30 protein-coding genes are annotated in these 26,696 nt (G+C 61.9%); 18 read left to right on the top strand and 12 right to left on the bottom strand.

Annotation, left to right across the window (positions count from 1 at the left end; all coding sequences use genetic code 11):
- Positions 1-1,224, top strand: coding sequence for an argininosuccinate synthase (locus PH551_RS24455; protein ID WP_138396359.1), 1,224 nt, complete (start codon positions 1-3; stop codon positions 1,222-1,224).
- Between the two features lie 92 nt (positions 1,225-1,316).
- On the opposite strand, the gene PH551_RS24450 is transcribed toward PH551_RS24455, so the two are convergent.
- Positions 1,317-2,285: an EamA/RhaT family transporter gene (locus PH551_RS24450; RefSeq protein WP_285195369.1), complete on the bottom strand. Its 969-nt coding sequence runs from the start codon at positions 2,283-2,285 to the stop codon at positions 1,317-1,319.
- A gap of 266 nt (positions 2,286-2,551) precedes the next feature.
- Between PH551_RS24450 and PH551_RS24445 the strand changes: the two genes are divergently transcribed.
- The gene (locus tag PH551_RS24445; RefSeq protein ID WP_285195368.1) at positions 2,552-3,466 is read left to right on the top strand and encodes a LysR family transcriptional regulator; all 915 of its coding nucleotides are present in this window, start codon (positions 2,552-2,554) and stop codon (positions 3,464-3,466) included.
- 62 nt (positions 3,467-3,528) lie between these two features.
- Here the strand turns inward: PH551_RS24445 and PH551_RS24440 are convergent, their stop codons facing one another.
- Entirely contained in the window at positions 3,529-3,756 is a 228-nt protein-coding gene (locus PH551_RS24440) for a DUF2798 domain-containing protein (protein WP_285195367.1), read from the bottom strand.
- 254 nt (positions 3,757-4,010) lie between these two features.
- On the opposite strand from PH551_RS24440, the gene PH551_RS24435 reads away from it, so the two are divergent.
- From PH551_RS24435 to PH551_RS24425, 3 genes are all read left to right on the top strand, one after another.
- Positions 4,011-4,418 (top strand): organic hydroperoxide resistance protein, encoded by a 408-nt coding sequence (locus tag PH551_RS24435; RefSeq protein ID WP_285195366.1) that lies wholly within the window; start codon positions 4,011-4,013, stop codon positions 4,416-4,418.
- A gap of 90 nt (positions 4,419-4,508) precedes the next feature.
- Positions 4,509-4,949: a DUF6130 family protein gene (locus PH551_RS24430; protein WP_285195365.1), complete on the top strand. Its 441-nt coding sequence runs from the start codon at positions 4,509-4,511 to the stop codon at positions 4,947-4,949.
- Positions 4,950-5,053: 104 nt separating this feature from the next.
- The gene (locus PH551_RS24425) at positions 5,054-5,695 is read left to right on the top strand and encodes a LysE family translocator (protein WP_285195364.1); all 642 of its coding nucleotides are present in this window, start codon (positions 5,054-5,056) and stop codon (positions 5,693-5,695) included.
- 30 nt (positions 5,696-5,725) lie between these two features.
- Here the strand turns inward: PH551_RS24425 and PH551_RS24420 are convergent, their stop codons facing one another.
- Positions 5,726-6,157: a hypothetical protein gene (locus PH551_RS24420; protein ID WP_085779726.1), complete on the bottom strand. Its 432-nt coding sequence runs from the start codon at positions 6,155-6,157 to the stop codon at positions 5,726-5,728.
- Between the two features lie 226 nt (positions 6,158-6,383).
- On the opposite strand from PH551_RS24420, the gene PH551_RS24415 reads away from it, so the two are divergent.
- From PH551_RS24415 to ppa, 4 genes are all read left to right on the top strand, one after another.
- On the top strand, positions 6,384-8,471 hold the full coding sequence (locus PH551_RS24415; RefSeq protein WP_285195363.1) for a M3 family metallopeptidase: 2,088 nt from the start codon (positions 6,384-6,386) through the stop codon (positions 8,469-8,471).
- 159 nt (positions 8,472-8,630) lie between these two features.
- Positions 8,631-10,451 (top strand): translational GTPase TypA, encoded by a 1,821-nt coding sequence (typA, locus tag PH551_RS24410; protein ID WP_085779724.1) that lies wholly within the window; start codon positions 8,631-8,633, stop codon positions 10,449-10,451.
- A gap of 200 nt (positions 10,452-10,651) precedes the next feature.
- Positions 10,652-11,158 carry a GNAT family N-acetyltransferase gene (locus PH551_RS24405; protein ID WP_011427107.1) on the top strand — a complete coding sequence of 169 codons (507 nt, stop codon included), beginning with the start codon at positions 10,652-10,654 and terminating at the stop codon, positions 11,156-11,158.
- Between the two features lie 147 nt (positions 11,159-11,305).
- On the top strand, positions 11,306-11,842 hold the full coding sequence (gene ppa, locus PH551_RS24400; protein ID WP_285195362.1) for an inorganic diphosphatase: 537 nt from the start codon (positions 11,306-11,308) through the stop codon (positions 11,840-11,842).
- On the opposite strand, the gene PH551_RS24395 is transcribed toward ppa, so the two are convergent.
- Positions 11,802-12,158 carry a DUF167 domain-containing protein gene (locus PH551_RS24395; RefSeq protein ID WP_285195361.1) on the bottom strand — a complete coding sequence of 119 codons (357 nt, stop codon included), beginning with the start codon at positions 12,156-12,158 and terminating at the stop codon, positions 11,802-11,804. The two genes, ppa and PH551_RS24395, sit on opposite strands and share 41 nt — an antisense overlap.
- Complete coding sequence (locus tag PH551_RS24390; RefSeq protein WP_011427104.1) at positions 12,155-12,445, bottom strand: YggT family protein; 291 nt, start codon at positions 12,443-12,445, stop codon at positions 12,155-12,157. Before PH551_RS24390 ends, PH551_RS24395 begins: the two co-directional genes overlap by 4 nt.
- A gap of 139 nt (positions 12,446-12,584) precedes the next feature.
- Between PH551_RS24390 and PH551_RS24385 the strand changes: the two genes are divergently transcribed.
- Entirely contained in the window at positions 12,585-13,817 is a 1,233-nt protein-coding gene (locus tag PH551_RS24385) for an MFS transporter (protein ID WP_285195360.1), read from the top strand.
- Positions 13,818-13,830: 13 nt separating this feature from the next.
- Here PH551_RS24385 and PH551_RS24380 read toward each other — a convergent pair whose 3' ends face one another.
- The 6 genes from PH551_RS24380 to hemC form a co-directional block, all read right to left on the bottom strand.
- Entirely contained in the window at positions 13,831-14,583 is a 753-nt protein-coding gene (locus tag PH551_RS24380) for a glutamine amidotransferase (RefSeq protein ID WP_097598174.1), read from the bottom strand.
- Positions 14,573-15,058 (bottom strand): tellurite resistance TerB family protein, encoded by a 486-nt coding sequence (locus tag PH551_RS24375; protein ID WP_085779719.1) that lies wholly within the window; start codon positions 15,056-15,058, stop codon positions 14,573-14,575. Before PH551_RS24375 ends, PH551_RS24380 begins: the two co-directional genes overlap by 11 nt.
- A gap of 17 nt (positions 15,059-15,075) precedes the next feature.
- Entirely contained in the window at positions 15,076-16,677 is a 1,602-nt protein-coding gene (locus PH551_RS24370) for a heme biosynthesis protein HemY (RefSeq protein WP_285195359.1), read from the bottom strand.
- A gap of 4 nt (positions 16,678-16,681) precedes the next feature.
- Positions 16,682-17,950 carry a COG4223 family protein gene (locus PH551_RS24365; RefSeq protein ID WP_285195358.1) on the bottom strand — a complete coding sequence of 423 codons (1,269 nt, stop codon included), beginning with the start codon at positions 17,948-17,950 and terminating at the stop codon, positions 16,682-16,684.
- 68 nt (positions 17,951-18,018) lie between these two features.
- The gene (locus PH551_RS24360; RefSeq protein ID WP_285195357.1) at positions 18,019-18,726 is read right to left on the bottom strand and encodes a uroporphyrinogen-III synthase; all 708 of its coding nucleotides are present in this window, start codon (positions 18,724-18,726) and stop codon (positions 18,019-18,021) included.
- Between the two features lie 7 nt (positions 18,727-18,733).
- Positions 18,734-19,663: a hydroxymethylbilane synthase gene (hemC, locus tag PH551_RS24355; protein WP_085779715.1), complete on the bottom strand. Its 930-nt coding sequence runs from the start codon at positions 19,661-19,663 to the stop codon at positions 18,734-18,736.
- 71 nt (positions 19,664-19,734) lie between these two features.
- Between hemC and tsaD the strand changes: the two genes are divergently transcribed.
- The 5 genes from tsaD to PH551_RS24330 are packed head-to-tail and all read left to right on the top strand — an operon-like array spanning position 19,735 to position 23,207.
- Positions 19,735-20,832 carry a tRNA (adenosine(37)-N6)-threonylcarbamoyltransferase complex transferase subunit TsaD gene (gene tsaD / locus PH551_RS24350; protein ID WP_085779714.1) on the top strand — a complete coding sequence of 366 codons (1,098 nt, stop codon included), beginning with the start codon at positions 19,735-19,737 and terminating at the stop codon, positions 20,830-20,832.
- A complete protein-coding gene (locus PH551_RS24345; RefSeq protein WP_285195356.1) occupies positions 20,829-21,812 on the top strand; it encodes an NAD(P)H-dependent glycerol-3-phosphate dehydrogenase in 984 nt (327 codons plus the stop codon). Before tsaD ends, PH551_RS24345 begins: the two co-directional genes overlap by 4 nt.
- A 10-nt stretch (positions 21,813-21,822) precedes the next feature.
- Entirely contained in the window at positions 21,823-22,116 is a 294-nt protein-coding gene (locus PH551_RS24340; protein ID WP_085779712.1) for a YciI-like protein, read from the top strand.
- Positions 22,117-22,118: 2 nt separating this feature from the next.
- The gene (locus tag PH551_RS24335) at positions 22,119-22,550 is read left to right on the top strand and encodes an EVE domain-containing protein (RefSeq protein WP_285195355.1); all 432 of its coding nucleotides are present in this window, start codon (positions 22,119-22,121) and stop codon (positions 22,548-22,550) included.
- A 6-nt stretch (positions 22,551-22,556) separates the two neighbouring features.
- Positions 22,557-23,207, top strand: coding sequence for a class I SAM-dependent methyltransferase (locus tag PH551_RS24330; protein WP_285195354.1), 651 nt, complete (start codon positions 22,557-22,559; stop codon positions 23,205-23,207).
- 37 nt (positions 23,208-23,244) lie between these two features.
- Here the strand turns inward: PH551_RS24330 and PH551_RS24325 are convergent, their stop codons facing one another.
- Complete coding sequence (locus PH551_RS24325; RefSeq protein WP_285195353.1) at positions 23,245-23,736, bottom strand: hypothetical protein; 492 nt, start codon at positions 23,734-23,736, stop codon at positions 23,245-23,247.
- A 315-nt stretch (positions 23,737-24,051) separates the two neighbouring features.
- Between PH551_RS24325 and sdhC the strand changes: the two genes are divergently transcribed.
- From sdhC to sdhA, 3 genes are read left to right on the top strand one after another with little or no spacing between them, the layout of a single operon-like run.
- On the top strand, positions 24,052-24,447 hold the full coding sequence (sdhC, locus tag PH551_RS24320) for a succinate dehydrogenase, cytochrome b556 subunit (RefSeq protein ID WP_064811779.1): 396 nt from the start codon (positions 24,052-24,054) through the stop codon (positions 24,445-24,447).
- Between the two features lie 10 nt (positions 24,448-24,457).
- Complete coding sequence (sdhD, locus tag PH551_RS24315) at positions 24,458-24,838, top strand: succinate dehydrogenase, hydrophobic membrane anchor protein (protein WP_085779708.1); 381 nt, start codon at positions 24,458-24,460, stop codon at positions 24,836-24,838.
- A 7-nt stretch (positions 24,839-24,845) separates the two neighbouring features.
- Positions 24,846-26,687 (top strand): succinate dehydrogenase flavoprotein subunit, encoded by a 1,842-nt coding sequence (gene sdhA / locus PH551_RS24310; RefSeq protein ID WP_285195352.1) that lies wholly within the window; start codon positions 24,846-24,848, stop codon positions 26,685-26,687.
- The last annotated feature ends 9 nt before the right edge of the window (positions 26,688-26,696 follow it).

The following is a 26,696-nucleotide window of genomic DNA, read 5'->3' as shown; positions in this document are numbered from 1 at the left end:
ATGGCATCATACAAAGACGTGAAGAAAGTCGTGCTCGCCTATTCCGGCGGCCTCGACACCTCGATCATCCTGAAGTGGCTGCAGACGGAACTCGGCGCCGAAGTCGTCACCTTCACCGCCGATCTCGGCCAGGGCGAGGAGCTGGAGCCGGCGCGCAAGAAGGCCGAAATGCTCGGCATCAAGGAGATCTATATCGAGGACGTCCGCGAGGAATTCGTGCGCGACTTCGTCTTTCCGATGTTCCGCGCCAATGCCGTCTACGAGGGCGTCTACCTGCTCGGCACCTCGATCGCCCGTCCGCTGATCTCAAAGCATCTGATCGATATCGCCCGCAAGACCGGCGCGGATGCGATCGCCCACGGCGCGACCGGCAAGGGCAACGACCAGGTTCGTTTCGAGCTCTCCGCCTATGCCCTGAATCCTGACATCAAGATCATTGCGCCGTGGCGCGATTGGGCGTTCAAGAGCCGCACGGAGCTGCTGGCCTTTGCCGAACAGCACCAGATCCCGGTCGCCAAGGACAAGAAGGGCGAGGCTCCCTTCTCCGTCGACGCCAACCTGCTGCATTCCTCCTCCGAAGGCAAGGTTCTGGAAGATCCGGCACAGGAAGCCCCGGAATATGTGCACATGCGCACGATCTCGCCGGAGGCCGCTCCCGACAAGGCGACGACAATCAAGGTCGGCTTCCGCAAGGGCGATGCCGTCTCGATCAATGGTGTCGAGATGTCGCCGGCGACGCTGCTGGCCACGCTCAACACCTATGGCCGCGACAACGGCATCGGCCGTCTCGATCTCGTCGAGAACCGTTTCGTCGGCATGAAGTCCCGCGGCGTCTATGAAACGCCCGGCGGCACCATCCTGCTCTCGGCGCATCGCGCCATCGAATCGATCACGCTCGACCGCGGCGCCGCCCATCTCAAGGACGAGATCATGCCGCGCTACGCCGAGCTGATCTATTACGGCTTCTGGTTCTCGCCGGAACGCGAGATGCTGCAGGCGCTGATCGACAAGAGCCAGGAGCATGTCGAAGGCGAAGTGACGCTGAAACTCTACAAGGGCAATGTCATGGTCATCGGCCGCGAGAGCGAAAAGTCGCTCTATTCCGATAAGCTCGTCACTTTCGAGGACGACCAGGGCGCTTACGACCAGAAGGATGCAGCCGGCTTCATTAAGCTGAACGCGCTGCGCCTGCGCACGCTCGGCAAGCGTAACCTCGCGAAGTAATCACGATTCGCTTTTTAACAGAGATGAGCCCGCCGGCTTTGCCGCGCGGGCTCTTTCGTGTCTCCTGGGAGCGCTCGAGACGACCGCAGAGGTCACTCCAGAGCAAGCAATGTCTTTCCCGGGGCAAATTGGCGATCGTAGAAGATTCGCACCGACAGAACGACACCGGCGACCAGGACCGCCACCCCAGCGACTTCGTTCAAGGTCGGCCAGCGGGCATGGACAACAAGTCCTCCGATGACGCCGAAGGCTGTTTCCGACACGATCAATTGCGCGGCCAAGGCGACGGGCAGGCTGCGTGACGCAATGTTCCAGGCCCAGACGCCGCCTACGGTTGCCAGAAGCGCTAGAGACGCACCCCAAACATACAAGCTGCCGGCGGCACTCCAGCCGAATCCCAATGCCGGGAGCTTGAAAAGGTCCATCGCGGCACCGAGTGGATAGAAGGCGAGCATCAAGACGCCGCCGCCCACCAGTATCAGCGCCGACCACACACCGGAGGGCATTTCCGGTCGGGCGGCGAGTGCAGCCTGATTGGCGAGAGCGAACCAGACCCAAAGTCCCACGGCAGCCAGCGCCAGCGGCACGCCGACCAACAAGGATTCGACCGAATTCAGTCCTTCAGCCGTGAATGCAGTCCCATTGACCAGAACAAGGCCGATCAGCACCAGCGCCAGAGGCGCCATAAGCGACCGCCATGGCAGGGATACCTGACGCCGATTGCCAATGACCATCAAGACGATCGGCACCAGACCGAGGAAGGCCGGCGCGATGACGGGGCCGGCATAGACGGCTGCTCCCGTTACCGTGAGGAAGTAGCCGACATATCCGACGAAGGCGAGCCAAAGGGCCTGTGAACAGTTCCGGAGCGTAAGATGGCGTGCGGCGTGCTTCTCCGAGAACAGGATGAACAGGCCAACGAGGGCCGAGACGAAATGGCGGATGAGAGCGAAATCGAACGTGGAATAGTCACCGATGACGAAGGGCACGATAAAGTTGAGCGAAAAGGCAAAGGCCGCAAAGAGAGCGGCCGACACGCCGACATAGAAGGAGCTGTCCATAATCTTCACCCTTTGACGTTACGCCCCGAGCCTTTGCCTCGTGACGCCGAACGCTTTGATCGAATAACCGAAGTCTACTTGCCGCGAGCCTTTGCCGGTACTCGGTGAAAATGAGAGCCACCTTCTCAATGCTCATCGTTTCTCGGGTGTGTCCCGCGCCCCGAGCGGCAATCGTGCTATAGGTTCAATCGGACAGCTGCACCGCCTATTCAGCAGAACCGATTTTTCATATTCTCCACCATCGCGGCTCTAATCATCGGGGCGTTATGGATCGGCTTGATGCAATGCGGGTTCTGCTTGCGGTGGTGGACGCCGGCAGCTTGTCGGCGGGCAGCCGGAAGCTGAACGCGCCGCTTCCGAGTGTCAGCCGCAAGGTCACCGATCTGGAGCGATATCTCGGCACCAACCTCATCATCCGAACGAGCCGCAATCTTCAGCTCACCGATGCCGGTCGCGACTATGTCGAGGCGGCGCGCAAGATTATCGCCGATCTGGAGGAGGTCGAACGCAGGGCGTCGGGCGAATATCAGATGCCGCGGGGGCAGCTGACCATCTCGATGCCGATCGAGTTCGGCCACCGCTATGTTCTGCCGATCGCACTCGACTTCATGAACAAGCATCCGGAGGTGACGCTGAACGTTCTTTCGCTCGACCGATCCGTTCATCTGGTCAACGAGCAGGTCGATGTCGCCATCCGTCTTGGCGAGTTGGTCGACAGTTCGCTCTATGCCGTCAAGGCCGGCGAGTTCCGTCTCCTGACTTGCGCAAGCCCGGCCTATCTGGAACGGCATGGCGTTCCTCAACATCCCACCGAGCTCGCCAATCATGATGGGATCATGTTCCACAAGCGGTCGTTCTTTTGGAGCTTCGAGATCGAGGGGAAGCCCGTCGAGGTCATGCCGCGGAGCCGGATCGAAGTGAACACGGCGCCCAATTGCGTTGCCGCCGCGTCGAATGGGGTCGGAATCGCCCGCCTCTTCGACTACCAAGTTCCGGCGGAGGTGTCCTCGGGCGCGCTCGTGCAGATTTTGAAGGACTATGACGGCGAGCCCAAGCCGATCCACATCGTCTATTCGCGTCAGGGCTTGCTCGCTCTGAAGGTGCGCGCCTTCATCGATTGGGCGCTCCCCCGACTTCGCGCAGCTTGCGGCAGCTATGGCGATGCGCAGTCACCGGAATGAAGCGCCCATTTCTTTGACTGCGGCCGCGGCGAAGCGTGGCCAATGTCATCTTGATGTTCCTCCTACGCGTCTCGGATGACGCGGTCGATCTGCGCCTGAAGGCGAGGGCCGATCATCAGGATGGCGGGGATGACGATGAGATAGGCGATGCCCCACGAGCGGAGCCATGTCAGGATGAACCCCTTCGAGAGGCCCAGATTGAACGCGAGCAGCGTGAAAGAGATCAGCCCTGTCGTCACGACGCCCATCGACAGAGCGAAGACGATCTTGCGTTTGAAATGCGTGTTCATGTCGGTCTCCCGGACGGATGTGAAAGCGGATCGCTTCAGCGGTCGCGATTTCGGTTGCTGCCCTAAAGATCGCGCAACGCGGGCACCGGCGGTAGCGCGAGAAAACGAGAGGCTCACTCTCGCTTCTGCTCGCTACCGGACCGGTCTTGCGAAACTCATCTTCCCGTCATCGCAACCTAAAGCCCCATTGATCCTGGGCGGCGCGTGCCAGCCGCGGCTCTCTTCCCGGCTGAAATCCAACAAGGAGTATCCGAATGTCGACTGTCATCTACACAGGCAAAACAAGCACCACCGGGGGGCGTGACGGCGCGTCGCGCAGTTCCGATGAACGCCTCGACGTCAAATTATCCCCGCCCGGTTCCTCGGGTGCAGGCACCAATCCCGAGCAGCTCTTCGCTGCCGGCTGGTCCGCCTGCTTCCTCGGCGCGATCGGGAGAGCGGCAGCGGAGCGCCAGATTCGCGTTCCCGCCGACGCTGCCATCCACGCCGAGATTGACCTAGTCTCAAATGACGGCGGCTATGTGCTGCAGGCACGGCTGAATGCGAAGCTGCCGGGCATCGAGGCGGATCTCGCCAGGTCTCTGATCGAGCGCGCTCACCAGCTCTGCCCTTATTCGAAGGCCACCCGCGGTAATATTGCCGTCGAACTCAACGTTGCTTGATCGGTCTCCGATCAAGGCATTCCAACCCGATATCGCGGCGTCCCGAGAAGATGTAGGCTAGGACCGGCGCGAACACTAGAGGATGTCGTCATGACCACGGTCGCAAGAGCCCTCACAACGGCAGCTTTACTGCTAGCCGCCGGCACGCCCATCCACGCGGAAACCCCGACGCAGTTCCTTCCCATCAAGAACGAGCCCGCACCCAAACTCGTCGTGGATCAGCCCCTTGCGGGACCGCTCGCGAGCCGGGCGGTGGCAATCATTCCCTACCGAACCGAGAATTTCCGCATCCTGCCAATCTTCGGCGCGAGCGCCAGCGACGTCTCGCCGAGGGTCGGTCACCTTCATGTCAGCATTGACGATCTGCCTTGGCGGTGGGCTGACGCGGGCGGCGCCGGCGCAATCGTCCTGACGGGCCTGCCGCCAGGCGAGCATAAAGTGCTCATCGAAATGGCTACGCCGGAACATGAAGTGCTGGGCGGAAAGGTCGTGAAGTTTACCGTACCGGCAATCGGCAGCGCACACCAGTAATGCGCCAATTCGGCAATTTCCGCTTCGAGCCGGAAGCCGCGCCCATGCCCTTGACGGATGCCGGGGATGACTTACCCTGCGGCAGTCACCCTCGGAGCATTTCCATGACGCAGTCTCTGCTCTTCGGCGCCTTTCTGGCGGCACTTTTATACGTGCTCATTCCCGGACCCGCCTTCCTGCAACTGCTCGGCATCGGCGCCGGGCAGGGGCGTAAGGCGGGCGCCTTGTTCATGATGGGGCATCTGGTCGGGGATCTCATTTGGTCGTCGCTGGCGCTGATTGCGATCGTCGGGGCGAAGACGATCGGGACCTTCGTCTTCGATCTGCTCGGGCTCGCCTGCGGTTTCTACCTCGCCTGGATCGGTTGGGGCGCAGTCAACGCCAAACCGAAACCGGACGGGCAGGCGCTTGTTATGGTCGAGCGGCCGTTCCGGCGTGGCCTGATTTTCGGCGTCACCAACCCCAAGGGTTATCCAGTGGCGCTTGCTACCTTCACGGCGCTGGTCGCGGGCTCGGCCGGCGCGCTCGATTTCGAGGCGCTTCCGATGCTTCTCGTTGTGTCCTTCCTGGGTTTCGTGACAGCCGACGTCATTCTGATCGGCATCATCGGGGCGGGGGCGGTGCGCCGTTTCTATCGCGCGCATGAGCGGCTGATCGTGCGCTCGTCCGGCGTACTGTTCATGGGCTTTGCCGCCCAGGCGCTATGGCATGCAACGCCCGGCCTCATCGGCTGGCGCAAGGCTTGAAGCGCCTCATTTCATGCGAGGCGCATTCGCTCAGCCGTTCAGGAAAGTGACGATCGACTTTAGCGTCTGGACTTCATGAGGATCGCCGATCGACATGGCGACCTGCAGCTGATTCTTGTAATAATCGAGGAAATTGAAACTCGTGCCGTCGGTGACGCTGGAGAGATCGATGATATTGCCCAGTGGATCGATCGCATGCATCGGCAATGGTTCGGAGATCGCGGCGTAAGTGTTCTGATCGATCAGGCCGCTATCGAAGCTTTGGCGGGCGTAGTTGCGCAGCTCGCCAGGGCTGACGGCGGTGAAATCCGGCCCCTCGTCGAGATTATCTTCGAGCTGGAACGAAACCGGGGCCGGAGCCTTGGTCTCGATTTGAATATCGGCAGTCTTCGAATTTCTTGCGTTATTAGGGTTGTTTTTAAATAGCAAACTCTGAGAAGACCGCAGGGAAAAAATTTCCATGGCGTATGTCCCCTGGCAGGAAGATTATCGGGAAACTAGCGCCTGTGGGTGATTCGCGTCAATCGTTAACAAATAGTTAATTTTCAATTGTCAAATCTTGTGTCCCGGCTTTGGCTGACCTGCGTCAGATCGCCCGACGAGGCAAACGCCTAACGCGGCGACATACCAATTCTGCGGCGGCTCTCCTATATTGACCATCCGTTCGCATACCAAAAGGAATTCTCCGATGGCTTCTCCCCATGATTTCAATCCGGCGCTCGTCAACTGGGACGCTCTCCACGGTCTGCCACGTTTCGATGCCATCGATGATGGCGATTTTTCTGCCGCTTTCGACGCGGCGCTCGCCGCGCATGAACAGGAGATCGATGAGATTGCCGGAAATAGCGATGCGCCGACATTCGACAATACGGTGGTGGCGCTGGAGATCGCCGGCGATGCACTGTCGCGCGTTTCGGCGCTGTTCTGGAATAAGGCGGGCGCACATACCAACGAAGTCATCCAGGCGCTCGAGCGGGAGATTTCGCCGAAGATGTCACGGCACTATTCGAAGATCGGGATGAATGCCGCCCTCTTTGCACGCATCGATACGCTTTGGGAGAACCGCGCGAGCCTCGGCCTGACGCTGGAGCAGACGCGGGTGCTGGAACGCCATTGGAAAGGCTTCGTCAAATCCGGCGCAAAGCTCGAAAAGCCCAAGCAGGAGAAACTTGCGGCGATCAACGAAAAGCTCGCGGGTCTCGGCACGCAGTTCGGCCAGAACGTGCTGGCCGACGAGAAGGCCTGGGCGCTGATGCTATCCGAGGGTGCAGAGCTCGACGGGCTGCCGGAATTCCTGCGCGACGCGATGGCAGCGGCGGCGCGCGAACGCCGCGAGGAGGGCAAATATGCGGTAACGCTGTCGCGCTCGATCATCGAGCCGTTCCTGACCTTTTCGGAGCGCCGGGATCTGCGCGAACAGGCTTTCAAGGCATGGGTGGCGCGCGGCGCAAACGGCGGGGAGACGGACAATCGCGGCGTCATCAAGGAAACGCTGGCCCTGCGCCACGAGGTGGCGAAGCTGCTCGGCTACGGGAATTTCGCTGAGCTGAAGCTCGACAACACGATGGCCAAGACGGCCGATGCGGTGAACGACCTGCTGAGGGCCGTCTGGGCGCGGGCGGTGAAACGCGCCGGCGAGGAAGAGCTCGACATCGCGGCGCTAATCGCCGAGGAGGGGCGGAACCATGAGGTGATGCCGTGGGACTGGCGCCACTACGCCGAAAAGATCCGGGCGCGGAAGTTCGATTTTTCCGAGGCCGAGCTCAAGCCCTACCTGCAGCTCGAAAAGATCATCGACGCCTGCTTCGACGTGGCTGGCCGGCTGTTCGGCATCCGCGCGGTCGAGAAGAAGGGTGTCGCGGCTTATCACCCCGACGTCAGAGTGTTCGAAATCAGGGATCGGGACGACAGACTGATCGCCCTTTTCCTCGGCGATTATTTCGCCCGCAGCTCGAAACGCTCAGGCGCCTGGATGAGCTCGCTGCAATCGCAGCACAAGCTGCAACTGAAGAACGGCCGCCGGGGCGAATTGCCGATCATCTACAATGTCTGCAATTTCGCCAAACCCGCTGAAGGCAAGCCGGCGCTGCTGTCGCTCGACGATGCCCGCACGCTGTTTCATGAATTCGGCCATGCGCTTCACGGCATGCTTTCAAACGTCACCTATCCCTCGGTTTCCGGCACCGGCGTCTCGCGCGATTTCGTGGAGTTGCCCTCGCAGCTTTATGAGCACTGGCTGACTGTTCCAGCCATCCTCAAGGAATACGCCGTGCATTTCGAGACAGGCGAGCCGATGCCACAGGCGCTGCTCGACAAGGTGCTGGCGGCCCGCACCTTCAATGCCGGCTTCAATACCGTCGAATTCACCTCGTCGGCGCTTGTCGATATGGCGTTTCATACGCGCGAAGCGGTTGACGATCCGATGGCGGTGCAGGCGGAGGTGCTGGCCGAGATCGGCATGCCGAAGTCGATCGTCATGCGCCATGCCACACCGCACTTCCAGCACATCTTCTCCGGCGGTTATTCGGCCGGCTATTATTCCTACATGTGGTCGGAAGTTCTCGACGCCGATGCCTTTGCCGCCTTCGAGGAGACGGGAGACGCCTTCAACGGCGAGATGGCGCGCAAGCTCAAGGAGAATATCTATTCCACCGGCGGCTCAGTTGATCCCGAGGATGCCTATAAGGGCTTCCGCGGCAAGCTGCCGAGGCCGGATGCTATGCTGGTCAAAAAGGGACTCGCCACCTTCGAGGAATTGACAGGCAGCGACGCTTAAGACAGTTTGATGACAGAGAAGCGAGCGGCATGGCGGCAGCCATGCCGCAGCTTTCGCGCGCGACCCCCTTTCGCAATCGCGAAAAAACCGGTAAGAGCGCGCCAAACGTAAATGGCGCGTCCACTTGGCGTAGCGCCCCAGCCTCAGAGATTATGACATATGGCACTTCGCAACATCGCGATCATCGCGCACGTTGACCATGGCAAGACCACTCTCGTTGACGAGCTTCTGAAACAGTCCGGCTCGTTCCGCGAGAACCAGCGCGTCATGGAACGCGTGATGGATTCCAACGACATCGAAAAAGAGCGCGGCATCACCATTCTCGCCAAGGCGACTTCCATCGAATGGAAGGACACGCGCATCAACATCGTCGACACGCCCGGCCACGCCGATTTCGGCGGTGAAGTCGAGCGCATTCTGTCGATGGTGGACGGTGCCATCGTTCTCGTGGACGCTGCCGAGGGCCCGATGCCGCAGACCAAGTTCGTCGTCGGCAAGGCCCTCAAGGTCGGCCTGCGTCCGATCGTTGCGATCAACAAGATCGACCGTCCCGATGCGCGCGCCGATGAAGTGGTCAACGAGGTTTTCGACCTTTTCGCGGCGCTTGATGCGACCGACGAGCAGCTGGACTTCCCGATCCTTTACGGTTCCGGCCGCGCCGGCTGGATGAACTACGATCCGGCAGGCCCGAGCGACGAAGGTCTCGCGCCGCTGCTCGACCTCGTCGTCAAGCACGTGCCCGAGCCGAAGGTCGAAGAAGGTCCGTTCCGGATGATCGGCACCATCCTCGAGGCCAACAACTTCCTCGGTCGCATCATCACCGGCCGTATCGCCTCCGGCTCGATCAAGCCGAACCAGGCCGTCAAGGTTCTCGGTCAGGATGGCAAGCTCATCGAGCAGGGCCGCATTTCCAAGATTCTCGCCTTCCGCGGCATCGAGCGTCAGCCGATCGAAGAAGCGCATGCGGGCGATATCGTCGCCATCGCCGGCCTTTCCAAGGGCACCGTCGCCGACACCTTTTGCGATCCGTCCGTGACGGAAGCCCTGAAGGCACAGCCGATCGATCCGCCGACCGTCACCATGTCGTTCATCGTCAACGACTCACCGCTTGCCGGCACCGAAGGCGACAAGGTGACCTCTCGCGTCATCCGCGACCGCCTGTTCAAGGAAGCCGAAGGCAACGTTGCCCTGAAGATCGAGGAAAGCGCCGACAAGGACTCGTTCTTCGTCTCCGGCCGTGGCGAACTTCAGCTCGCCGTTCTGATCGAAAACATGCGCCGCGAAGGCTTCGAGCTTGCCGTTTCGCGTCCGCGCGTCGTCATGCACAAGGACGAGAGCGGCCAGCTTCTTGAGCCGATCGAGGAAGTTCTGATCGACGTCGACGAGGAGCATTCCGGCGTCGTTGTGCAGAAGATGTCGGAGCGCAAGGCCGAAATGGTCGAGCTTCGCCCGTCGGGCGGCAACCGCGTCCGTCTGGTTTTCTACGCGCCGACCCGCGGCCTGATCGGCTATCAGTCGGAACTGCTGACGGATACGCGCGGTACCGCGATCATGAACCGCCTGTTCCACAGCTACCAGCCCTACAAGGGTGAGATCGGCGGCCGCGTCAACGGCGTGCTGCTCGCCAACGAAGCCGGTGAAGCCGTTGCTTACGCGTTGTTCAACCTGGAAGACCGCGGGCCGATGATCATCGACGCCGGCGAAAAGGTCTATATGGGCATGATCATCGGCATTCACACCCGCGACAACGACCTCGAGGTCAACGTTCTGAAGGGCAAGAAGCTGACCAACATCCGCGCCGCCGGCAAGGACGAAGCTGTCAAGCTGACCCCGCCGATCCGCATGACTCTGGAGCGCGCGCTCTCCTGGATCCAGGAAGACGAACTGGTCGAGGTCACGCCGAAGTCCATTCGCCTGCGCAAGATGTATCTCGACGCCAACGACCGCAAGCGGTTCGAAAAGACCAAGGCGGCTCTCTAAGAGCTCAGTCGTTACCGCTTTCAAACCCCGGCCTTCGAGCCGGGGTTTTTTATTGTGCGCTGCGCTGATTCCGACTTGTGACAATCGTTAAAAAAGCGTTAAATTTTATCTGTCGTCCACATATCAAGTCTGTGGGCAATCGATCACGATGCGCTCGCCGCATATGGTTAATTGCCTGCGGCAGGACCAGAGTAAGCGTTATGAAGACGTTGTCGATCGATGTCCGGCGGGCCGAACCGCACGATGCCCGAGCCATTTCGGAAACGCACAGGCTCGCGTGGCAACATACCTATGCAGGCATCATTCCGCATCGCGCGCTGACGCAGATGATCGAGCGTCGCGGCGAGAACTGGTGGCGCAAGGCCACGCGCGGGCCTGCGACATTGCTGGTCCTTGATGTGGCAGGGACGGTCGCCGGTTATGCGACGCTCGGTCTCAACCGTGCCCGCGCCCTGCCGCAGGAAGGCGAAATCTACGAGCTTTATCTTCGCCCCGAATATCAGGGCATCGGTCTCGGCCACATGCTGTTCGGCGAGGCGCGCCGGCTGTTGAAGTCGCTCGGCTGCAACGGGCTGGTCGTCTGGTGCCTCGAGGAAAACGAGGCCGCCAGCCGCTTCTACCGCCACCACGGCGGGACCGATTTCTGCGAAGGCATGGAAAATTTCGACCACAAGCAGTTGAAGAAGATAGGTTTCATCTGGAACTGATCGGCCTGCTCAAGCGTCGCACACCTCTCCTTTAAAGTTTTTGCCGCATCACGCCGGTGTCATCACGCATCGGTGATCTGCCGTGTTGCGTTGCGAGATGAAACTGATTATCTGGCTTCGAGCAATTCAACCCCGCGGGAGTATCCTATGCGCATCGACGCCATTTCAATCGGTAACAATCCACCTGAAGACGTCAACGTTATCGTCGAGGTTCCTGTTGGCGGTCATCCGATCAAGTATGAAATGGACAAGGAGGCCGGCACGCTGGTCGTCGATCGTTTCCTCTATACGCCGATGACCTATCCGGGCAATTACGGTTTCGTACCGCACACGCTGTCTGAAGATGGCGACCCGATCGACGTGCTGATCGCCAGCACCCGGCCGCTGGTTCCGGGTTGCGTCATCAACGTGCGTCCGATCGGCGTGCTGAAGATGGAAGACAATTCCGGCAAGGACGAGAAGATCATTGCCGTGCCGTCGCCGAAGCTGACGCTGCGCTATGAGAAGGTGAAGGACTTTACCGATCTCCCCGAGATCACGCTGAAGCAGATCGAGCACTTCTTCGAACACTACAAGGATCTGGAGCCCGGCAAGTGGGTGAAGATCTTCGGCTGGGGCGATTCCAAGGAAGCCGGCCAGCTCATCATCGAAGCCGTCGAGCGCGCCAAGAAGGTGAAAGGCTGAACCCTCGGCCTAATAACGCTTCGAGCTTTTTTACCAGATCCTCCGGACCTCCGTCGATCCGGAGGATTTTTTTGCGCGCCGTCTCGCCGGAGACGAGGCTGATGCTGGATTTCGGAATGCGCAGCGACCGGGCGATCAGAAGGATCAGCGCCTTGTTGGCCTTGCCCTTCTCGGGCACTGACGTGACGCGTGCCTTCAGCAGGGTCTCGCCGTCGCCATCCGCTTCGACGCCATCGATCGCGTCACGCCCGCCATTCGGTGTCAGCCGAACGGCGAGGCGAAGATGGTCGGCGAACAGCCTCCAGGGAGGGTTCAAGCGACCAGCGGGTATAGGGTGGTCCAAAGGAATGTGCGCAGGAAGAAGATGATCACCAGCAGGATGATCGGAGAAATATCGATGCCGCCCAGATTCGGCAGCAGACGGCGGATCGGCTTCAGCGCGGGTTCGGTGACATTATAGAGGAACATGCCGACCGAATTGACGAACTGGTTGCTGGAATTGATGACGTTGAACGCATAGAGCCAGGAGAAAACGGCACTGGCAATGAGTATCCAAGTGTAAATATTCAAAACCAAATCAATGGTTTGAAACAAGGCAAACATCGTCGTCTCCAATTGGTTGTTGACAGACATGTAGACATTGGCGACTAAACGGGCAAGTGCCGTGTCGAAACGCATGGCAGATCATGTTTAACGGGCGGCTTCGCAGCCATTCCGGCGCCCGCTTCCTCGGACAAGGCCCATGTCGTTTTCGCCCACCGGAGACCGTTTCGCCGCGTTTCGGCATCCGTCGTACACGCGCTTCTTCTTTGCGCGTTTCCTGCTTTCCTTCTCGCAGCAGATCGTCAGTGTCGCCGTCGGCTGGCAGATGTACGATCAGACCGGCAAGGCGATCTATCTCGGTCTGATCGGGCTGGTACAGTTCCTGCCGTCGCTGCTGCTCATCCTGGTCACCGGTTCGGTGGCCGATCGGCACAATCGCCGGGCCATCGCCGCTCTTTGCTCTCTGGTAAGCGCGCTCTGCACGCTGGCGCTGCTGATCATGACGGCGACGGAGACCTTCGCGCCCTGGCCGGTCTTTGCGGTGCTTCTTATTTTCGGGATCGAGCGCGCCTTCATGTCGCCGGCGGTGCAGTCTCTCGCACCCAATCTCGTGCCCGAGCACGCCCTTTCCAATGCGATCGCCTGGAATTCATCGTCTTGGCAGCTGGCGGCGATCACCGGGCCGGTGATCGGCGGCCTGCTCTATGGCGTCAGTGCGACGACCGCCTATACGGTGGCGGTCATCTTTTCCATCCTCGGCGCGGCTCTCCTCTTCATGATCCCCAAGCCGGAACAGAAGACGACGGGCGAGTCCAAGAGCTGGGCGATGATTCTCGGCGGCTTCAGCTTCATCCGCGCCGAAAAGGTGGTGCTCGGCGCGATCTCGCTCGATCTCTTCGCCGTTCTGCTCGGCGGTGCGACTGCACTGATGCCGATCTTCGCCCGCGATATTCTGACGCTCGGCCCCTGGGGACTCGGACTGCTGCGGGCAGCGCCAGGACTCGGCGCCATCGTCATGGCGATCTTCCTCGCCGCCTACCCGCTGAAACACCGCGCCGGTCTCTATATGTTCATCGGCGTTGCCCTGTTCGGTGTCGGCACCATCATCTTCGGCGCCTCGACCAATACCGAAATTTCGATCGCAGCACTGGCGCTGATGGGCGCGGCCGACATGGTGTCGGTCTATGTGCGCGAGAGCCTGATCGCGCTCTGGACGCCGGACCAACTCCGCGGCCGGGTCAATGCGGTCAACATGGTCTTTGTCGGCGCTTCCAACGAACTTGGGGAGTTCAGGGCGGGCACGATGGCGTCCGTCTTCGGCGCGGTGCCAGCAGTCATCATCGGCGGGATCGGAACTCTGGCGGTTGCGGCGATCTGGGCTTCCAGTTTCCCGAAGCTGCGCAGGATCGACACGCTCGACGCACCCGCCTGACCGCTAAGCGGGATTATGCGTGCAGAGTAATAGACGGTGTCGCCTTCGCCGTCTTTCCCTCGAAGACGAGATCGAGGAATTCTGTCAGCCAGGCTCTCAGCGGCGCGTCGAACAGCATGCGGCCCTCAAGGTGTTCGCGGCCCTGCTGGGCGTTCGGCAGAATGAAGCGATGCGCACCGTGCACGACCCAGCGATGCATCATCACCCGGGTGAGCTCGGCATGGAACTGCAGGCCCCAGGCGTTGCCGTCGTAGCGGAAGGCCTGGTTCGGGTAGGCATCGCCTTCGGCGAGCAGGTCGGCGCCGTGTGGCAGCTCGAAGCCTTCGCGGTGAAAATGATAGACCATCTTCGGCCAGTGCATCAGCAGGCGGCCCTTCTCGGTCGGGTGCAGCGGGTACCAGCCGATCTCCGTCGAGCCGTCGGCATTCGGCTGCACCTTGCCGCCGAGATGACGCACCAGCATTTGGGCACCGAGGCAGATACCGAGAAAAGGGCGCTTTTCCCGTAGCGGGACCTCGATCCAGTCGATCTCCTTCTTGACAAAGTCATCCGGATCGTTGGCGCTCATCGGTCCGCCGAAGACGACGGCGCCGGCATGGTCTGCGAGCGTCGTCGGAAGCGGATCACCGAGGACCGGGCGACGGATATCGAGGCAGTAGCCTTTTTCGACCAGCAATTGCCCGACACGTCCGGCACTGGATCGCTCCTGATGCAGGACGATAAGGATCGGGCGCCGGTCCCGGTTCGGGTTTTGCTCAGTCGGCATCGTCTTGCGCAACCTGGATATCCGTTACCCTGGCGGCCGCCTCCTGCCGCTTTTGAATGCGTTCGCGTGAGGAGACCCCGAGCAGATCGGCGATACGCCAGATGACATGATCTTCCATCTCGCTGCGCTCGCCGTCGGCATAAACGATGTCCCAGAGAATGCCGATCAGCTCCAGACGTTGCTCGGTATCGAGATGGCGTTTCAGATCGGCGGTGAAGCGATAATAGTCGACGGCGGAGCTTTCGGCTTCGAGGCCGGCGGCCATCAAAGCATCGAGCTGCTTGCTGTCGAGCGAATACTGCTCCTTCAAGAGCTTGCGCAGCCGCTTCTTTTCACTGGCCTTGATCTGGCCGTCGGCTTCCATGACCTGCATGCAGAGTGCTGCCACCGCGATGCGCGGGTCATCGGGGGCAAAGCCTTTCTTCGGACGATCGGCGGTGAGATTCTGGAAGAATGCCTGAAAGCGTTCGAACATGCGGGTTTCGTTCCGTGTCAGAAAAGGCGAAGCCGTGTCTTGGGTTCCGGTTCCGTCCTGGGATCGCGAACGCCGGGATCATCCGGCAGCCCGCCGAAAAAGGGCTTTGCTTCGTTCGGTGCTGGCGCTTTGCCGCTGGCGGCGGCTTCGACGGGTTTCGGCTTTGCCGGCGCCGGGCGCACAGCCTCGGCGATCGTCGCGGCGCGTTCCAGCTCAATAATGCGGTGATCGTTGACCGGGCTTTCCGGTTTGACGTCACGCAGCGGCGGCAGGGTCTTCAGAGCAGTTTCTATGGAAGCGGGTGCATAACCGTCTTCGAGCGGCCCCTCGATCTGACCGAAGGGCGCTTTCCATTCGAAGGCGTCCAAACGGCCGGTGACCGGCGACACCGGCAGCCATTTGTCGGAGACGAAACCATCCGCAACCCAGGCAGGATCGCGCGGAGCTTTCAGTGCCTGCGCCAGCCAGTGGCGCACGCGGCCCTGGTCGCCGGTCTCGGCCTCCTCGATGTCGGCCAGGAGCAGGAAGGCCGCTTCACGCGGCTCAATGCGCGCAGCCGCTTCCGCCTTGGCGCGCGCCTTGGCAAATTCCTGCGCGTCGAGCGCCGCCTTAGCGACGACAAGAAGAGATTCGACATTGTTCGGGCGCATCGCTTCCAGCCGTTCGGCGCGCTTCAGCCGGTCGAGTGTGGAATCGCCGCTGCGGGCTCTGACATAGGTCTGGCCGATCTCGGGATGAGGCGCCGATTTCCATACTTGTTCGAGGATCGAAGCGGCCTTGCGCAGACCGCCTTCGCGGAACAGTGCCTTTGCGGCAATGAGAGCGGCCGGAACGAAATCGGCGGCGAGCTTCAGCGCCTGCAGGGCGTCGTCGCGGGCGCCGGCCGGGTTGCCTTCCAGCTTCTCGGTGGCGCGTGCCGTCAGCAGCACGGCGTGCAGGCGGTTGGCCTCGGGTTTGTCAACGACGCGGGCAGCCTTCTGCTGCTCGAGCAGTCGGATCGCATCGTCCCAGCGGCCGGCTTGGCTGCGATATTCGAGGGTCGCCTGGGCGGCCCAGGGCAGATAGGGGGCGTTGTCGGCGGCCTTTTCGGCATATTGGCGGGCGGCCTCGTTGGCTCCGAGGCGGCGGGCTTCGAGATAGAGGCCGCGCAGGCCAAGTTCGCGCGTTTCCGGGTCGTTGGCCATGGCTTCGAACTTGGCGCGCGCCTCATCATGGCGGCCTTCGATCAGTGCCGCCTGAGCCTCGAGCAGATTGATCAGCGGCTCCTGATCGGCGCGGATGAGGCCACGCGAACGAGCCGCCATCTTGCGGGCGAGCAATGCATTGCCGGCGCCCGCGGCGATCAGGCCGGTCGACAGCGCCTGATAGCCGCGATCGCGCTTGCGGGCGCGGAAATAGCGTGTCACCGAATGCGGCGAAGTCCAGATCAACCGGGCGAACCACCAGGCGATCATCACGGCGGCGATAAGCGCGATGATCGCGCTGACGGCGACGATCAGTTTCGTCTGGTAGATCTGGCCCTCCCAGATCAGCGAGATGTCCCCGGGGCGGTCGGCGAACCAGGAGAAGCCGTAGGCAAGAAGCAGGACGAGCAAGGCGAAGATGACTAGCCTGGTCATGGTCTCACCCTTCCTTGCCGGCGCCGCTGACGGCTTTCGACAGCGCCCCGCCGACCAGTTCCTCGACACGGATGCGCGCTTCCAGCGACTGCTTGAAGGCGGCGGATGCCTGCTTGCCGGGGGGCGGCAGATTGTTCCATTCGGCGGACGCGCCGGGCAGATCGCCGTTCTTCACCTTGTCCTCCATGCGGGCGGCGATCGCTTCGACGCTTTCGCCTTCGATATTGCCGACGGGTCGGACCGTCACCAGCGATTTTGCACTCGCCATCAGCCGATCCGACCAGCTCTGGTTCGGATCCGGCTGATTAATCGATTCGATGATGGCGGTTGCAACGTCGGGAACCTGGCGCATCAGGTCGGCGCGTGAGGGAACGCCGGTCTCGGCAAAGCCACGCAAGTCGGCGACAGCAGGATCGTCAGGTGCGACGCCGGCGAACGTATCCAGCTCGGCCAGGAACGGCCCGCCGCGATCGATCGCCGCCTTCAGGGCGGCGGCCGCGATGGCTCGCGCGACCGCAACATCCTCGCGCGGCTCATTGAGTTTCTTTTCGGCCTCGGCGAGGCGCTTGGCGATATCGGCGTCGCTGCTCGTCTGTTGGTCGGAGGACTGGGCAAGCATCGAGCGCAGCTGGTCGACCTGACTGCTGAGCTCTGCAACCTTCTGGTTGAGCGCCTCGACATTTGCAGGATCTGCCGATGGCGCCGCTGCGGTGTTCTTCGCAGCCGTTTCCAGCGCGGCAATCCGCGTCTCGAACGCGCCGTCACCCGTGTTTACGGGATTGGCGGCAAGGTTGGCGACGGTCTGTTTCAAGCCTTCGATCTCACCGGAGAGATCGGCGATCTCGGACGAGGTCTGCGGGGCGGAGGAACCCGGGAGGTAACCTGCATATTGAATGACACCCGCGCCAAGCAGCGCCACGAGACCGCCGAAAATGCCGGCGGCGATAAGACCGGAGGTGCCGGCGCCCCGCCGCGCGGGCTGTTCGGCAGGGGGTGTGAAGGAAGATTCGGCGGCTGCCGACTTCTCCTCCTCCTCCGGCTCCGATTCGGGCCTGCTTTCGGGTTCAGGCTGCGACGCCGCTTCGGTTTCGGGCGGCGGGCCGAGATCCGCAGGGTGGGTGTCGGCGTCGCCGGAATGATTGTTCACCGGCTTTTCGGTATCGGCTTCGGAGGCGAAGTCCTGTGCATCGAGGTCGATCGTGACCGGCTCATCGGCGCTCTTCGAATGGCGTGGCGGGTTTCCCGATACCATGAGGTCCTCTTTATCCTGCATTGCAACGAAACTAGACAGTGATGCCAGTTAAGGGAAGAGGTTAGATCAAATTTGGGCGGCTAGAGCCTTCAAAGCAGCGACAAAAGACTTTGCTCATCCGGCATGGACGAAATCGCCACGGTTTTTTTCAGGGACATCGGAATGGCCTGTGCTACCGCTTCGCTCAGGCAGAGAAGGCGGGTTTCGCGGTGTTCCGACAGGGCTGATCGCAGCTCTGCCAGGTGAAAAAAATCTTCCACCGCCTGCCGGGAATAGAAGAGAACGGCGTTCGGGCGGCCGCCGGAAAAGAGAGCTTCGATCTCAATCGGGCTCGGAACAACCGGCGTCATGCGATAGCATTCGGCGACGGAAAAACGGATGCCGCGTTCAAGCATTCCTTGTTCAAAAGTTTCGGCGCGCGGTATCCCAGCAAGATAGAGCAAACGATTCACCCCTTGCGCCGCGACGAGCTCGGCAAGATCGCGTCCGTTGCCAGAGGAAGAGGCGACCGATCGGAAGCCGAGGCTTTCCGCGGCTTGCGCCGTCGCGTCTCCGACCGCGAAAAGCGGGCGGGCCAGATGCGGGTAGAGCTGATCGCCGAGGGCGGAAACGACCCTGACCGCTTCGGCGCTGGTCACAGCGATTGCACCGCTGCTGGCCGTAAGCGCGCTTGCGGCTGCGGCCCTGTCGTGCACCGGCCGACGCAGCGGCAGCAGCAGCGGCTCGTGGCCCATGTCGCGCAGACGTTGTGCTGTTCTTGTCGCCGAATGCGCGGGGCGGGTGACGAGCACACGCATGGCCGCTTCAGTGCCAGTCGTCGAAGAAGGCGCTGCCGGCTCTAGCGCGCACATCCTGGCCGGCGCGGGTGCCGAGTGCGGCCGCGTCGCGGCGGTGGCCATCGGTGGTCACCGCATGCTGGCTGCGGCCGTCGGGCGTGATGATCAGGCCGGAGAATCGAATGAGGTCGCCCTCGCAAACGGCATAGCCGCCGATCGGCGTGCGGCAGGAGCCGTCGAGAGCAGCGAGGAAGGCGCGTTCGCAGGAGACGGTGTCGAAGGTCGCGGCATCGTTGACCGCCGCCAAGAGGTCATCGATTTTTGTGTCGCCGACGCGGCTTTCGATGCAGATCGCCCCCTGCGCCGGCGCCGGTGGGAAGCTATCGGGGTCGAGGATATCGGTGATCACCTCGACCTTGCCGAGTCGTTTGAGGCCGGCTAGCGCCAGCAAGGTTGCATCCGCTTGCCCCTCTTCGAGCTTGCGCAGGCGGGTTTCGACGAGACCGCGGAAGGTGATGACGTTGATGTCGGGCCGCATGCGGCGGATCAGCGCCTGGCGGCGCAGCGACGCAGAGCCGACGGTGGCGCCATGCGGCAGGTCGATCAGTCTGGGTGCGGTGCGGCCGACGACGGCGTCGCGGATATCCTCGCGCGGCAGATAGGCAGAGAGGTGAAGGCCGTCCGGCAGGTGCGTCGGCATGTCCTTGGCGGAGTGCACGGCGAAATCCAGCTCGCCCGACACAAGCTTCTGTTCGAGTTCCTCGGTGAAGAGGCCCTTGCCGCCGATCTCGGCCAGCGATCGGTCGGTGATGCGGTCGCCCTTGGTGGTCAGCACGACGATTTCGAACATCTCTTCAGGCAGATGATGCGCCGCCATCAGCCTGTCGCGGGCCTCATGCGCCTGGGCAAGCGCCAGCGGGCTGCCCCGCGTGCCGATCCGGAAAGGTTTTGTTTGCATCCGCTCTGTTCCGTTGTTACCGGAATTCTCGTAAACGGGTTTCCGTTCCATCGCAATCAACGAACAGGCCAATGGTTCCCTTTCTGCGCATCCTCGGCATCGAAACAAGCTGCGACGAGACCGCCGCCGCCGTCGTCGAGCGTGATGCGGAGGGGCATTGCAACGTCCTGTCGGACGTCGTGCTTTCCCAGCTCGACGAGCACAGCGCCTATGGCGGCGTGGTGCCGGAGATCGCCGCGCGCGCCCATGTCGAGGCGTTGGACGAACTGATCGAACAGGCGCTGAAACGCGCCAATGTGTCGCTTGATGATGTCGACGCCATCGCCGCCACGTCAGGCCCGGGTCTGATCGGCGGATTGCTTGTCGGATTGATGACCGGCAAGGCGATCGCCAAGGCCGCCGGCAAACCGCTCTATGCTGTCAACCATCTCGAGGGCCATGCGCTGACGGCGCGGCTGACCGACGGGCTCTCCTTTCCCTATCTGGTGCTGCTCGTCTCCGGCGGCCATACCCAGCTGATCCTGGTGCGTGGCGTCGGACAGTATGAACGTTGGGGCACGACGATCGACGATGCACTCGGCGAAGCTTTCGACAAGACGGCAAAACTGCTCGGCCTGCCCTATCCCGGCGGTCCGGCGGTGGAGCGGATGGCGCGCGACGGCAATGCCGATCGTTTCGATTTTCCGCGCCCGCTCGTCGGCGAGGCGCGGCTCGACTTCTCGTTTTCCGGCCTGAAGACGGCGGTGCGGCAGGCGGCGCAAGAGATCGCGCCGCTCAGCGATCAGGATGTGGCTGATATCTGCGCTTCGTTCCAGAAGGCGATTTCGCGCACGCTGAAGGACCGCATCGGCCGCGGCCTGCAACGGTTCAAGACGGAGTTCCCGACCAGCGGCGAGAAGCCGGCGCTGGTCGTTGCCGGCGGCGTCGCTGCTAATCTCGAGCTGCGCGGCACGCTCCAGGCGCTCTGCGACAAGAACGGTTTCCGCTTCATTGCGCCGCCGCTCAGCCTTTGCACCGACAATGCGGTGATGATCGCCTGGGCGGGGCTCGAGCGCATGGCGACCGGTGTAGCGCCTGATACACTCGACGTGCAGCCGCGTTCGCGCTGGCCGCTCGATGCCAATGCCGAAACGCTGATCGGCTTTGGAAAGAGAGGAGCCAAGGCATGAGTGAAAAGATCGCCGTCATCGGATCGGGCGCATTCGGCACGGCGCTTGCCGCTGTGATCGTCCTTGCCGGCCGCAGCGCCGTGACGCTCGTCGGGCGCGATCCGTCCCTGATCGAGGATCTGAAAGAAGAACGGCTGCATGATGCCGTGCTGCCCGGCATCCCGCTGCCCGAAGCCCTGGAATTTTCCGCCGAGGCGGATGCGATCACCGGGGCGTCCATCGTGCTTTTTGCGATGCCGTCGCAGGCGCAGGCGGACGCGGCGCGGCAATATGGTCCCTACCTGTCAAAGGATGCCGTTGTCGTCACTTGCGCCAAGGGCATTGAGCGGACGACGGGCAATCTTTTGACCGATATGCTCGAGCGGGAACTGCCGGACCATCCGGTGGCGGTTCTCTCCGGCCCGGGATTTGCCGCCGATATCGCCAAAGGGCTGCCGACGGCGATGGCGATTGCGGCTAATGACATGGAGACGGCCGAGCGGCTCGCTCAGGCGATCTCCGGACGGACCTTCCGGCTCTATGCCTCCACCGACCGCGTTGGCGTGCAGCTCGGCGGCGCGCTCAAAAATGTGCTGGCAATCGCCTGCGGCATCGTCGAAGGCCGCGGCATCGGCGAATCCGCCCGCGCCGCGTTGATTGCGCGCGGTCTCGCGGAAATGTCGCGCTTCGTCGTCGCCAAAGGCGGGCAGGCCGATACGGTGCGCGGACTTTCCGGTCTCGGCGATCTGGTGCTGACGGCAACGAGTCATCAATCGCGAAACCTGCGTTTCGGCATTGCGCTCGGGCGCGGCGAAAAGACCGATCCCACCCACGGCGCCCTGGTGGAGGGTGCGTTTGCCGCTTCCGTCGCCTCCCGGCTTGCCGCGGGGCTTGCGATCAGCATGCCGATCACGGATGCCGTTTCCGCCATCATCGACAGCCGGCTCGACATATCAGACGCCATCGAGCAGTTGATGACGCGTCCAATCACCACCGAATAGGAGAATAGACATGCTTTTCGCCCTGCTCTGCAAGGACAAGCCGGGACATCTGAACGTTCGCATGGAGACGCGGCCGACGCATCTTGCCTATCTCGACAAACTCAATGCCGAAGGCAAGCTCTCCATGGCCGGCCCTTTTCTTGACGACGAAGGCAAGGCCTGCGGCAGTCTGGTGCTTGTCAAGGCGGAGACAGCGCAAGAGGCAAAGGCGCTCGCCGATGCCGACCCTTACGCCATGGCCGGTTTGTTCGAAAGCGTCGATATCAAGCCCTTCAACTGGGTCTTCAACAAGCCGGAGGCGTGAGCATGGCGCATTGGCTCTATAAATCCGAACCTGCCTCCTGGTCCTGGGAGCAGCAGAAGGCCGCCGGTGAAAAAGGCACGGAGTGGACCGGCGTGCGCAACTATCTGGCGCGCAACAACATGCGGGCGATGCAGATCGGCGACAAAGGGTTCTTCTACCATTCCAATGACGGGCTGGAGATCGTCGGCATCGTCGAAGTCGCAGCGCTGTCGCATCCCGACTCCAGCGCCAAGGGCGATCCGAAGTGGGATTGCGTCGATATCCGCGCCGTCATGGACATGCCGAAGCCGGTAACGCTGAAGGACATCAAGGCGAATGCGAAACTCGCCAAAATGTCGCTCGTCACCTCCATGCGCCTTTCCGTGCAGCCGGTGACTGATGACGAATGGGCCGAAGTCTGCCGCATGGGCGGCCTCGACAATCCGCCGCGCTGAAGACCATTGAAGACCGACCCGGAAACCTTCATTCGCGCCAATACGAGTCTGCTGCCGCCGCCGCATGTGCCGGAGATTTCGCTCTTTCTGGCGAACGAGGCGCATGAACTCTGGCTGAAAACGGAAGAGGAGCTGGAAGCCATCGGCCTGCCGCCGCCCTTCTGGGCTTTTGCCTGGGCGGGCGGGCAGGGGCTGGCGCGCTACATCCTCGATCATCCGGACATGGTGCGGGGCAAACGCGTGCTGGATTTTGCCAGCGGCTCCGGCCTTGTCGGCATTGCGGCGGCCATGGCCGGCGCCGGGGAGGTGATGGCTGCCGATATCGACCCCTGGGCAAAGACGGCAATCCGGCTGAATTCAGAGGCCAATCATGTTGCGCTCGGATTTACCGGCGCCGATCTGGTCGGTGCGAGTGTTGAGGCGGACATCGTGCTAGCCGGCGATGTCTTTTACGATCGCACATTCGCCGATGCGCTCGTCCCCTGGTTCGCGCGGCTGGCGGCCGAGGGCAGGCCGGTACTGGTCGGCGATCCCGGGCGCAGCTACCTTCCGCGGGACCGGCTGGAATTCTGCGCTGTCTTTCAGGTGGCGGTGACGCGGGCGCTAGAGGATAGCGACATCAAGAAGACGACCGTATGGCGCTTCGCGCCCGGCTGATACGGAACTCTAACGCGCGTCGCGATGCGCCATGCGGTTAAGGCCGGATGACGCAGACATTGGCTTCATAGGAGCAGGGATCGTCCTGGATGGCGACGTCGATGACCTTTGCCTTCGGCGCCAGCGTCTCAGGCCGGGCTGCAGGATAGTAGCCGTAGCCGTTGCCACCGACATAGGTCCCGCCGTCGGTCTCGTAGACATAGGAAGACCCGGCATAGGTGCCGCCGCCGTATCCGCCCGCTGTCTGGGGCAGGAGGACGACGAGACTGCCGCGGGTGAGGCGATTGGCTGTCGGCGGCGAAAACCGTTCCAGCATCGGCATCCGCTTTCTGCCGTATCGATAGCCATAAGTGCTGTCGAAACGAATGCCGCGATCGCGCCAACTCAGCCTTTCGCCGAGATAAAGTCCATCGTGAAAGACACGGCGATGGGGAAAGCGACGATCGTCGCGGTGCTCGCCCGCCATGGCGGGAAGTGCGGCCAGCGCGGCAAGGGTAAGCAAGGTAGCTCTCGACAGACTGCGAAACATCGACGCCGGCCTCCGGAATTGCAATCGTTAACAAATCGTTAACGCCAGATTGCGCCAAAAGCTGCAGCTTGTCCATGCGCGCCTGAGAAGTGGCCGAAATATTGAGCGGAAAAGACCAGTTTCGTTAGTCCGCAAACTTCGCGGTAACCCGAATCGATTAAATTAGAAGCAGACAGCGATTGTGCTTGTCGTATGGCTTTCCGGTGATTAAACGTGCGCAATTGATGCAACGCACACAGAGAATTTTGTCATTCGTGTGGTTGACTGAGCATGCTCCGAAATCCGGGAGCGCAGAGAAGCCGCCGCGAGGTTCTGATGGCGAACGTGACAAATAACCGGCCCCTGTCGCCGCATTTGCAAGTCTATAAACTTATTCCCACCATGGTCATGTCGATCGTCCACCGCATCACCGGTGGCGCGCTCTACGTCGGTACGCTGCTGGTCGCCTGGTGGCTGATCGCAGCGGCAAGCGGCCAGAGCTCTTACGACTGGGCCAACTGGGTGCTCGGCAGCCTTCTCGGCAAGCTCGTGCTGCTCGGCTATACCTGGGCACTGCTGCACCACATGCTCGGCGGTTTCCGCCATCTCATGTGGGACCTCGGCTACGGCTTCGAGAAGGAAGTCTCGACCAAGCTCGCCATCGCCAACGTCATCGGCTCGCTCTGTCTGACCGTGCTGGTCTGGGCGATCGGCTTTCTCATTCGCTTCTGAAGGTCCTCTCATGGATATGCGTACCCCCCTCGGCAAGGTTCGCGGGCTCGGCTCCGCCAAGGAAGGCACAAGCCATTTCTGGCGTCAGCGGCTGACCGCGGTCTCCAATATTCCGTTGATCCTGTTCTTCGTCATCTTCATGATCACCTATGCCGGCGCGCCCTATGCGGATGTTGTTCGCGCCCTGTCGAACCCCTTTGTCGCCGTCGTCATGGGATTGATGGTGATATCGGGCGTCATCCATATGAAGCTCGGCATGCAGGTCATCATCGAGGATTATGTGCATGGCGAATTCGGAAAGATCGCTCTGCTGATGCTGAACACGTTCTTTGCGATCGTGGTCGCCAGCCTCTGTCTCTTCGCCATTTTGAAAATTGCATTCGTAGGATAAGCTCGACATGGCACCGACTTCACCAGCCCAGAATGGCAAGGCCTACAAATATGTCGACCACTCCTATGACGTGATCGTCATTGGCGCCGGCGGTGCGGGTTTGCGCGCGACGCTCGGCATGGCCGAGCAGGGATTCCGTACCGCCTGCATCACCAAGGTTTTCCCGACCCGCTCGCACACCGTAGCGGCGCAGGGCGGCATCGCCGCCTCGCTGCGCAACATGACGCCGGATAGCTGGCAGTGGCATCTCTACGACACCGTCAAGGGTTCGGACTGGCTCGGCGACGTCGACGCCATGCAGTATCTGACCATGGAAGCGCCGAAGGCGGTCTATGAGCTCGAGCATTACGGCGTGCCGTTCTCGCGTAACGAGGAGGGCAAGATCTATCAGCGCCCCTTCGGCGGCCACATGCAGAATTACGGCGAGGGCCCGCCGGTGCAGCGCACCTGCGCCGTCGCCGACCGTACCGGCCACGCCATCCTGCATACGCTCTACGGCCAGTCGCTGCGCAACAATGCCGAATTCTTCATCGAATATTTTGCGCTCGACCTGATCATGTCCGAAGACGGCAGCCGCTGCACCGGTGTCGTCGCCTGGTGTCTCGATGACGGCACGATCCATCGCTTCGCCGCCAAGATGGTGGTGCTGGCGACCGGCGGCTACGGCCGTGCCTATTTCTCGGCAACGTCTGCCCATACCTGCACCGGCGACGGCGGCGGCATGGTGGCACGCGCCGGCCTGCCACTGCAGGACATGGAATTCGTGCAGTTCCACCCAACCGGTATCTACGGATCGGGCTGTCTGATCACCGAAGGCGCGCGCGGCGAAGGCGGTTACCTCGTCAACTCCGAGGGCGAACGCTTCATGGAGCGTTATGCGCCTTCGGCCAAGGATCTTGCCTCGCGCGACGTCGTTTCGCGCTGCATGACGCTGGAGATCCGCGAAGGCCGTGGCGTCGGCAAGAACAAGGACCACATCTTCCTGCATCTCGACCATCTCGATCCGGCCGTTCTGCATGAGCGCCTGCCGGGCATTTCCGAGAGCGCCAAGATCTTCGCCGGCGTCGACGTCACACGCGAGCCGATCCCGGTTCTGCCGACCGTTCATTACAATATGGGCGGCATCCCCACCAACTATTGGGGCGAAGTGCTGAACGCCGATGGCGCCAATCCGGAGCGGATCATTCCCGGCCTGATGGCTGTGGGCGAAGCAGGCTGCGCTTCGGTGCACGGCGCCAATCGCCTCGGTTCCAACTCGCTGATCGACCTCGTGGTCTTCGGCCGCGCCGCCGCAATCCGCGCCGGCGAGGTCATCGACCGGGCGGCGCCGATCCCGCATCTCAACGTAGCCGCCTGCGACAAGATCATGGACCGCTTCGACGGCCTGCGCCACGCCAGCGGCGGCACGCCGACGGCTGTGCTGCGCGAGAAGATGCAGCGCGCCATGCAGGAAGACGCGGCGGTGTTCCGCACCCAGGAATCGCTGGAATCCGGTTGCCGGCGTATTTCGGCGATCTGGGGCGAAATGAAGGACATCAAGGTCACCGACCGGTCGATGGTCTGGAACTCCGATCTCGTGGAAACACTCGAGCTGCAGAACCTGATGGCCAACGCCATCACGACGATCTACGGCGCCGAGGCCCGCAAGGAGAGCCGCGGTTCGCACGCACGCGAGGATTACACCGAGGGCGCATTCGCCGGCCGCGACGACGTCAACTGGCGCAAGCATACGCTCGCTTGGGTGAACGAGGCAGGCGAGGTGAAACTCGACTATAGGCCTGTTCACACCGAGCTGATCGCCGAAGGCATCGATCCGCACAAGATCGAGCCGAAGGCGCGCGTCTACTGATCTCAAGAG

This window comes from Rhizobium atlanticum, from assembly GCF_030182485.1.
GTDB lineage: Bacteria > Pseudomonadota > Alphaproteobacteria > Rhizobiales > Rhizobiaceae > Rhizobium.
This window is presented reverse-complemented; position numbering and strand designations above follow the sequence as displayed.

Excerpts from the sequence above, each read along its gene's own strand:
- PH551_RS24455 (WP_138396359.1), top strand. The coding sequence starts at position 1 with ATGGCATCATACAAAGACGTGAAGAAAGTCGTGCTCGCCTATTCCGGC.
- PH551_RS24450 (WP_285195369.1), bottom strand. The coding sequence starts at position 2,285 with ATGGACAGCTCCTTCTATGTCGGCGTGTCGGCCGCTCTCTTTGCGGCC.
- PH551_RS24445 (WP_285195368.1), top strand. The coding sequence starts at position 2,552 with ATGGATCGGCTTGATGCAATGCGGGTTCTGCTTGCGGTGGTGGACGCC.
- PH551_RS24440 (WP_285195367.1), bottom strand. The coding sequence starts at position 3,756 with ATGAACACGCATTTCAAACGCAAGATCGTCTTCGCTCTGTCGATGGGC.
- PH551_RS24435 (WP_285195366.1), top strand. The coding sequence starts at position 4,011 with ATGTCGACTGTCATCTACACAGGCAAAACAAGCACCACCGGGGGGCGT.
- PH551_RS24430 (WP_285195365.1), top strand. The coding sequence starts at position 4,509 with ATGACCACGGTCGCAAGAGCCCTCACAACGGCAGCTTTACTGCTAGCC.
- PH551_RS24425 (WP_285195364.1), top strand. The coding sequence starts at position 5,054 with ATGACGCAGTCTCTGCTCTTCGGCGCCTTTCTGGCGGCACTTTTATAC.
- PH551_RS24420 (WP_085779726.1), bottom strand. The coding sequence starts at position 6,157 with ATGGAAATTTTTTCCCTGCGGTCTTCTCAGAGTTTGCTATTTAAAAAC.
- PH551_RS24415 (WP_285195363.1), top strand. The coding sequence starts at position 6,384 with ATGGCTTCTCCCCATGATTTCAATCCGGCGCTCGTCAACTGGGACGCT.
- typA (WP_085779724.1), top strand. The coding sequence starts at position 8,631 with ATGGCACTTCGCAACATCGCGATCATCGCGCACGTTGACCATGGCAAG.
- PH551_RS24405 (WP_011427107.1), top strand. The coding sequence starts at position 10,652 with ATGAAGACGTTGTCGATCGATGTCCGGCGGGCCGAACCGCACGATGCC.
- ppa (WP_285195362.1), top strand. The coding sequence starts at position 11,306 with ATGCGCATCGACGCCATTTCAATCGGTAACAATCCACCTGAAGACGTC.
- PH551_RS24390 (WP_011427104.1), bottom strand. The coding sequence starts at position 12,445 with ATGTTTGCCTTGTTTCAAACCATTGATTTGGTTTTGAATATTTACACT.
- PH551_RS24385 (WP_285195360.1), top strand. The coding sequence starts at position 12,585 with ATGTCGTTTTCGCCCACCGGAGACCGTTTCGCCGCGTTTCGGCATCCG.
- PH551_RS24380 (WP_097598174.1), bottom strand. The coding sequence starts at position 14,583 with ATGCCGACTGAGCAAAACCCGAACCGGGACCGGCGCCCGATCCTTATC.
- PH551_RS24375 (WP_085779719.1), bottom strand. The coding sequence starts at position 15,058 with ATGTTCGAACGCTTTCAGGCATTCTTCCAGAATCTCACCGCCGATCGT.
- PH551_RS24370 (WP_285195359.1), bottom strand. The coding sequence starts at position 16,677 with ATGACCAGGCTAGTCATCTTCGCCTTGCTCGTCCTGCTTCTTGCCTAC.
- PH551_RS24365 (WP_285195358.1), bottom strand. The coding sequence starts at position 17,950 with ATGCAGGATAAAGAGGACCTCATGGTATCGGGAAACCCGCCACGCCAT.
- PH551_RS24360 (WP_285195357.1), bottom strand. The coding sequence starts at position 18,726 with ATGCGTGTGCTCGTCACCCGCCCCGCGCATTCGGCGACAAGAACAGCA.
- hemC (WP_085779715.1), bottom strand. The coding sequence starts at position 19,663 with ATGCAAACAAAACCTTTCCGGATCGGCACGCGGGGCAGCCCGCTGGCG.
- tsaD (WP_085779714.1), top strand. The coding sequence starts at position 19,735 with ATGGTTCCCTTTCTGCGCATCCTCGGCATCGAAACAAGCTGCGACGAG.
- PH551_RS24345 (WP_285195356.1), top strand. The coding sequence starts at position 20,829 with ATGAGTGAAAAGATCGCCGTCATCGGATCGGGCGCATTCGGCACGGCG.
- PH551_RS24340 (WP_085779712.1), top strand. The coding sequence starts at position 21,823 with ATGCTTTTCGCCCTGCTCTGCAAGGACAAGCCGGGACATCTGAACGTT.
- PH551_RS24335 (WP_285195355.1), top strand. The coding sequence starts at position 22,119 with ATGGCGCATTGGCTCTATAAATCCGAACCTGCCTCCTGGTCCTGGGAG.
- PH551_RS24325 (WP_285195353.1), bottom strand. The coding sequence starts at position 23,736 with ATGTTTCGCAGTCTGTCGAGAGCTACCTTGCTTACCCTTGCCGCGCTG.
- sdhC (WP_064811779.1), top strand. The coding sequence starts at position 24,052 with ATGGCGAACGTGACAAATAACCGGCCCCTGTCGCCGCATTTGCAAGTC.
- sdhD (WP_085779708.1), top strand. The coding sequence starts at position 24,458 with ATGGATATGCGTACCCCCCTCGGCAAGGTTCGCGGGCTCGGCTCCGCC.
- sdhA (WP_285195352.1), top strand. The coding sequence starts at position 24,846 with ATGGCACCGACTTCACCAGCCCAGAATGGCAAGGCCTACAAATATGTC.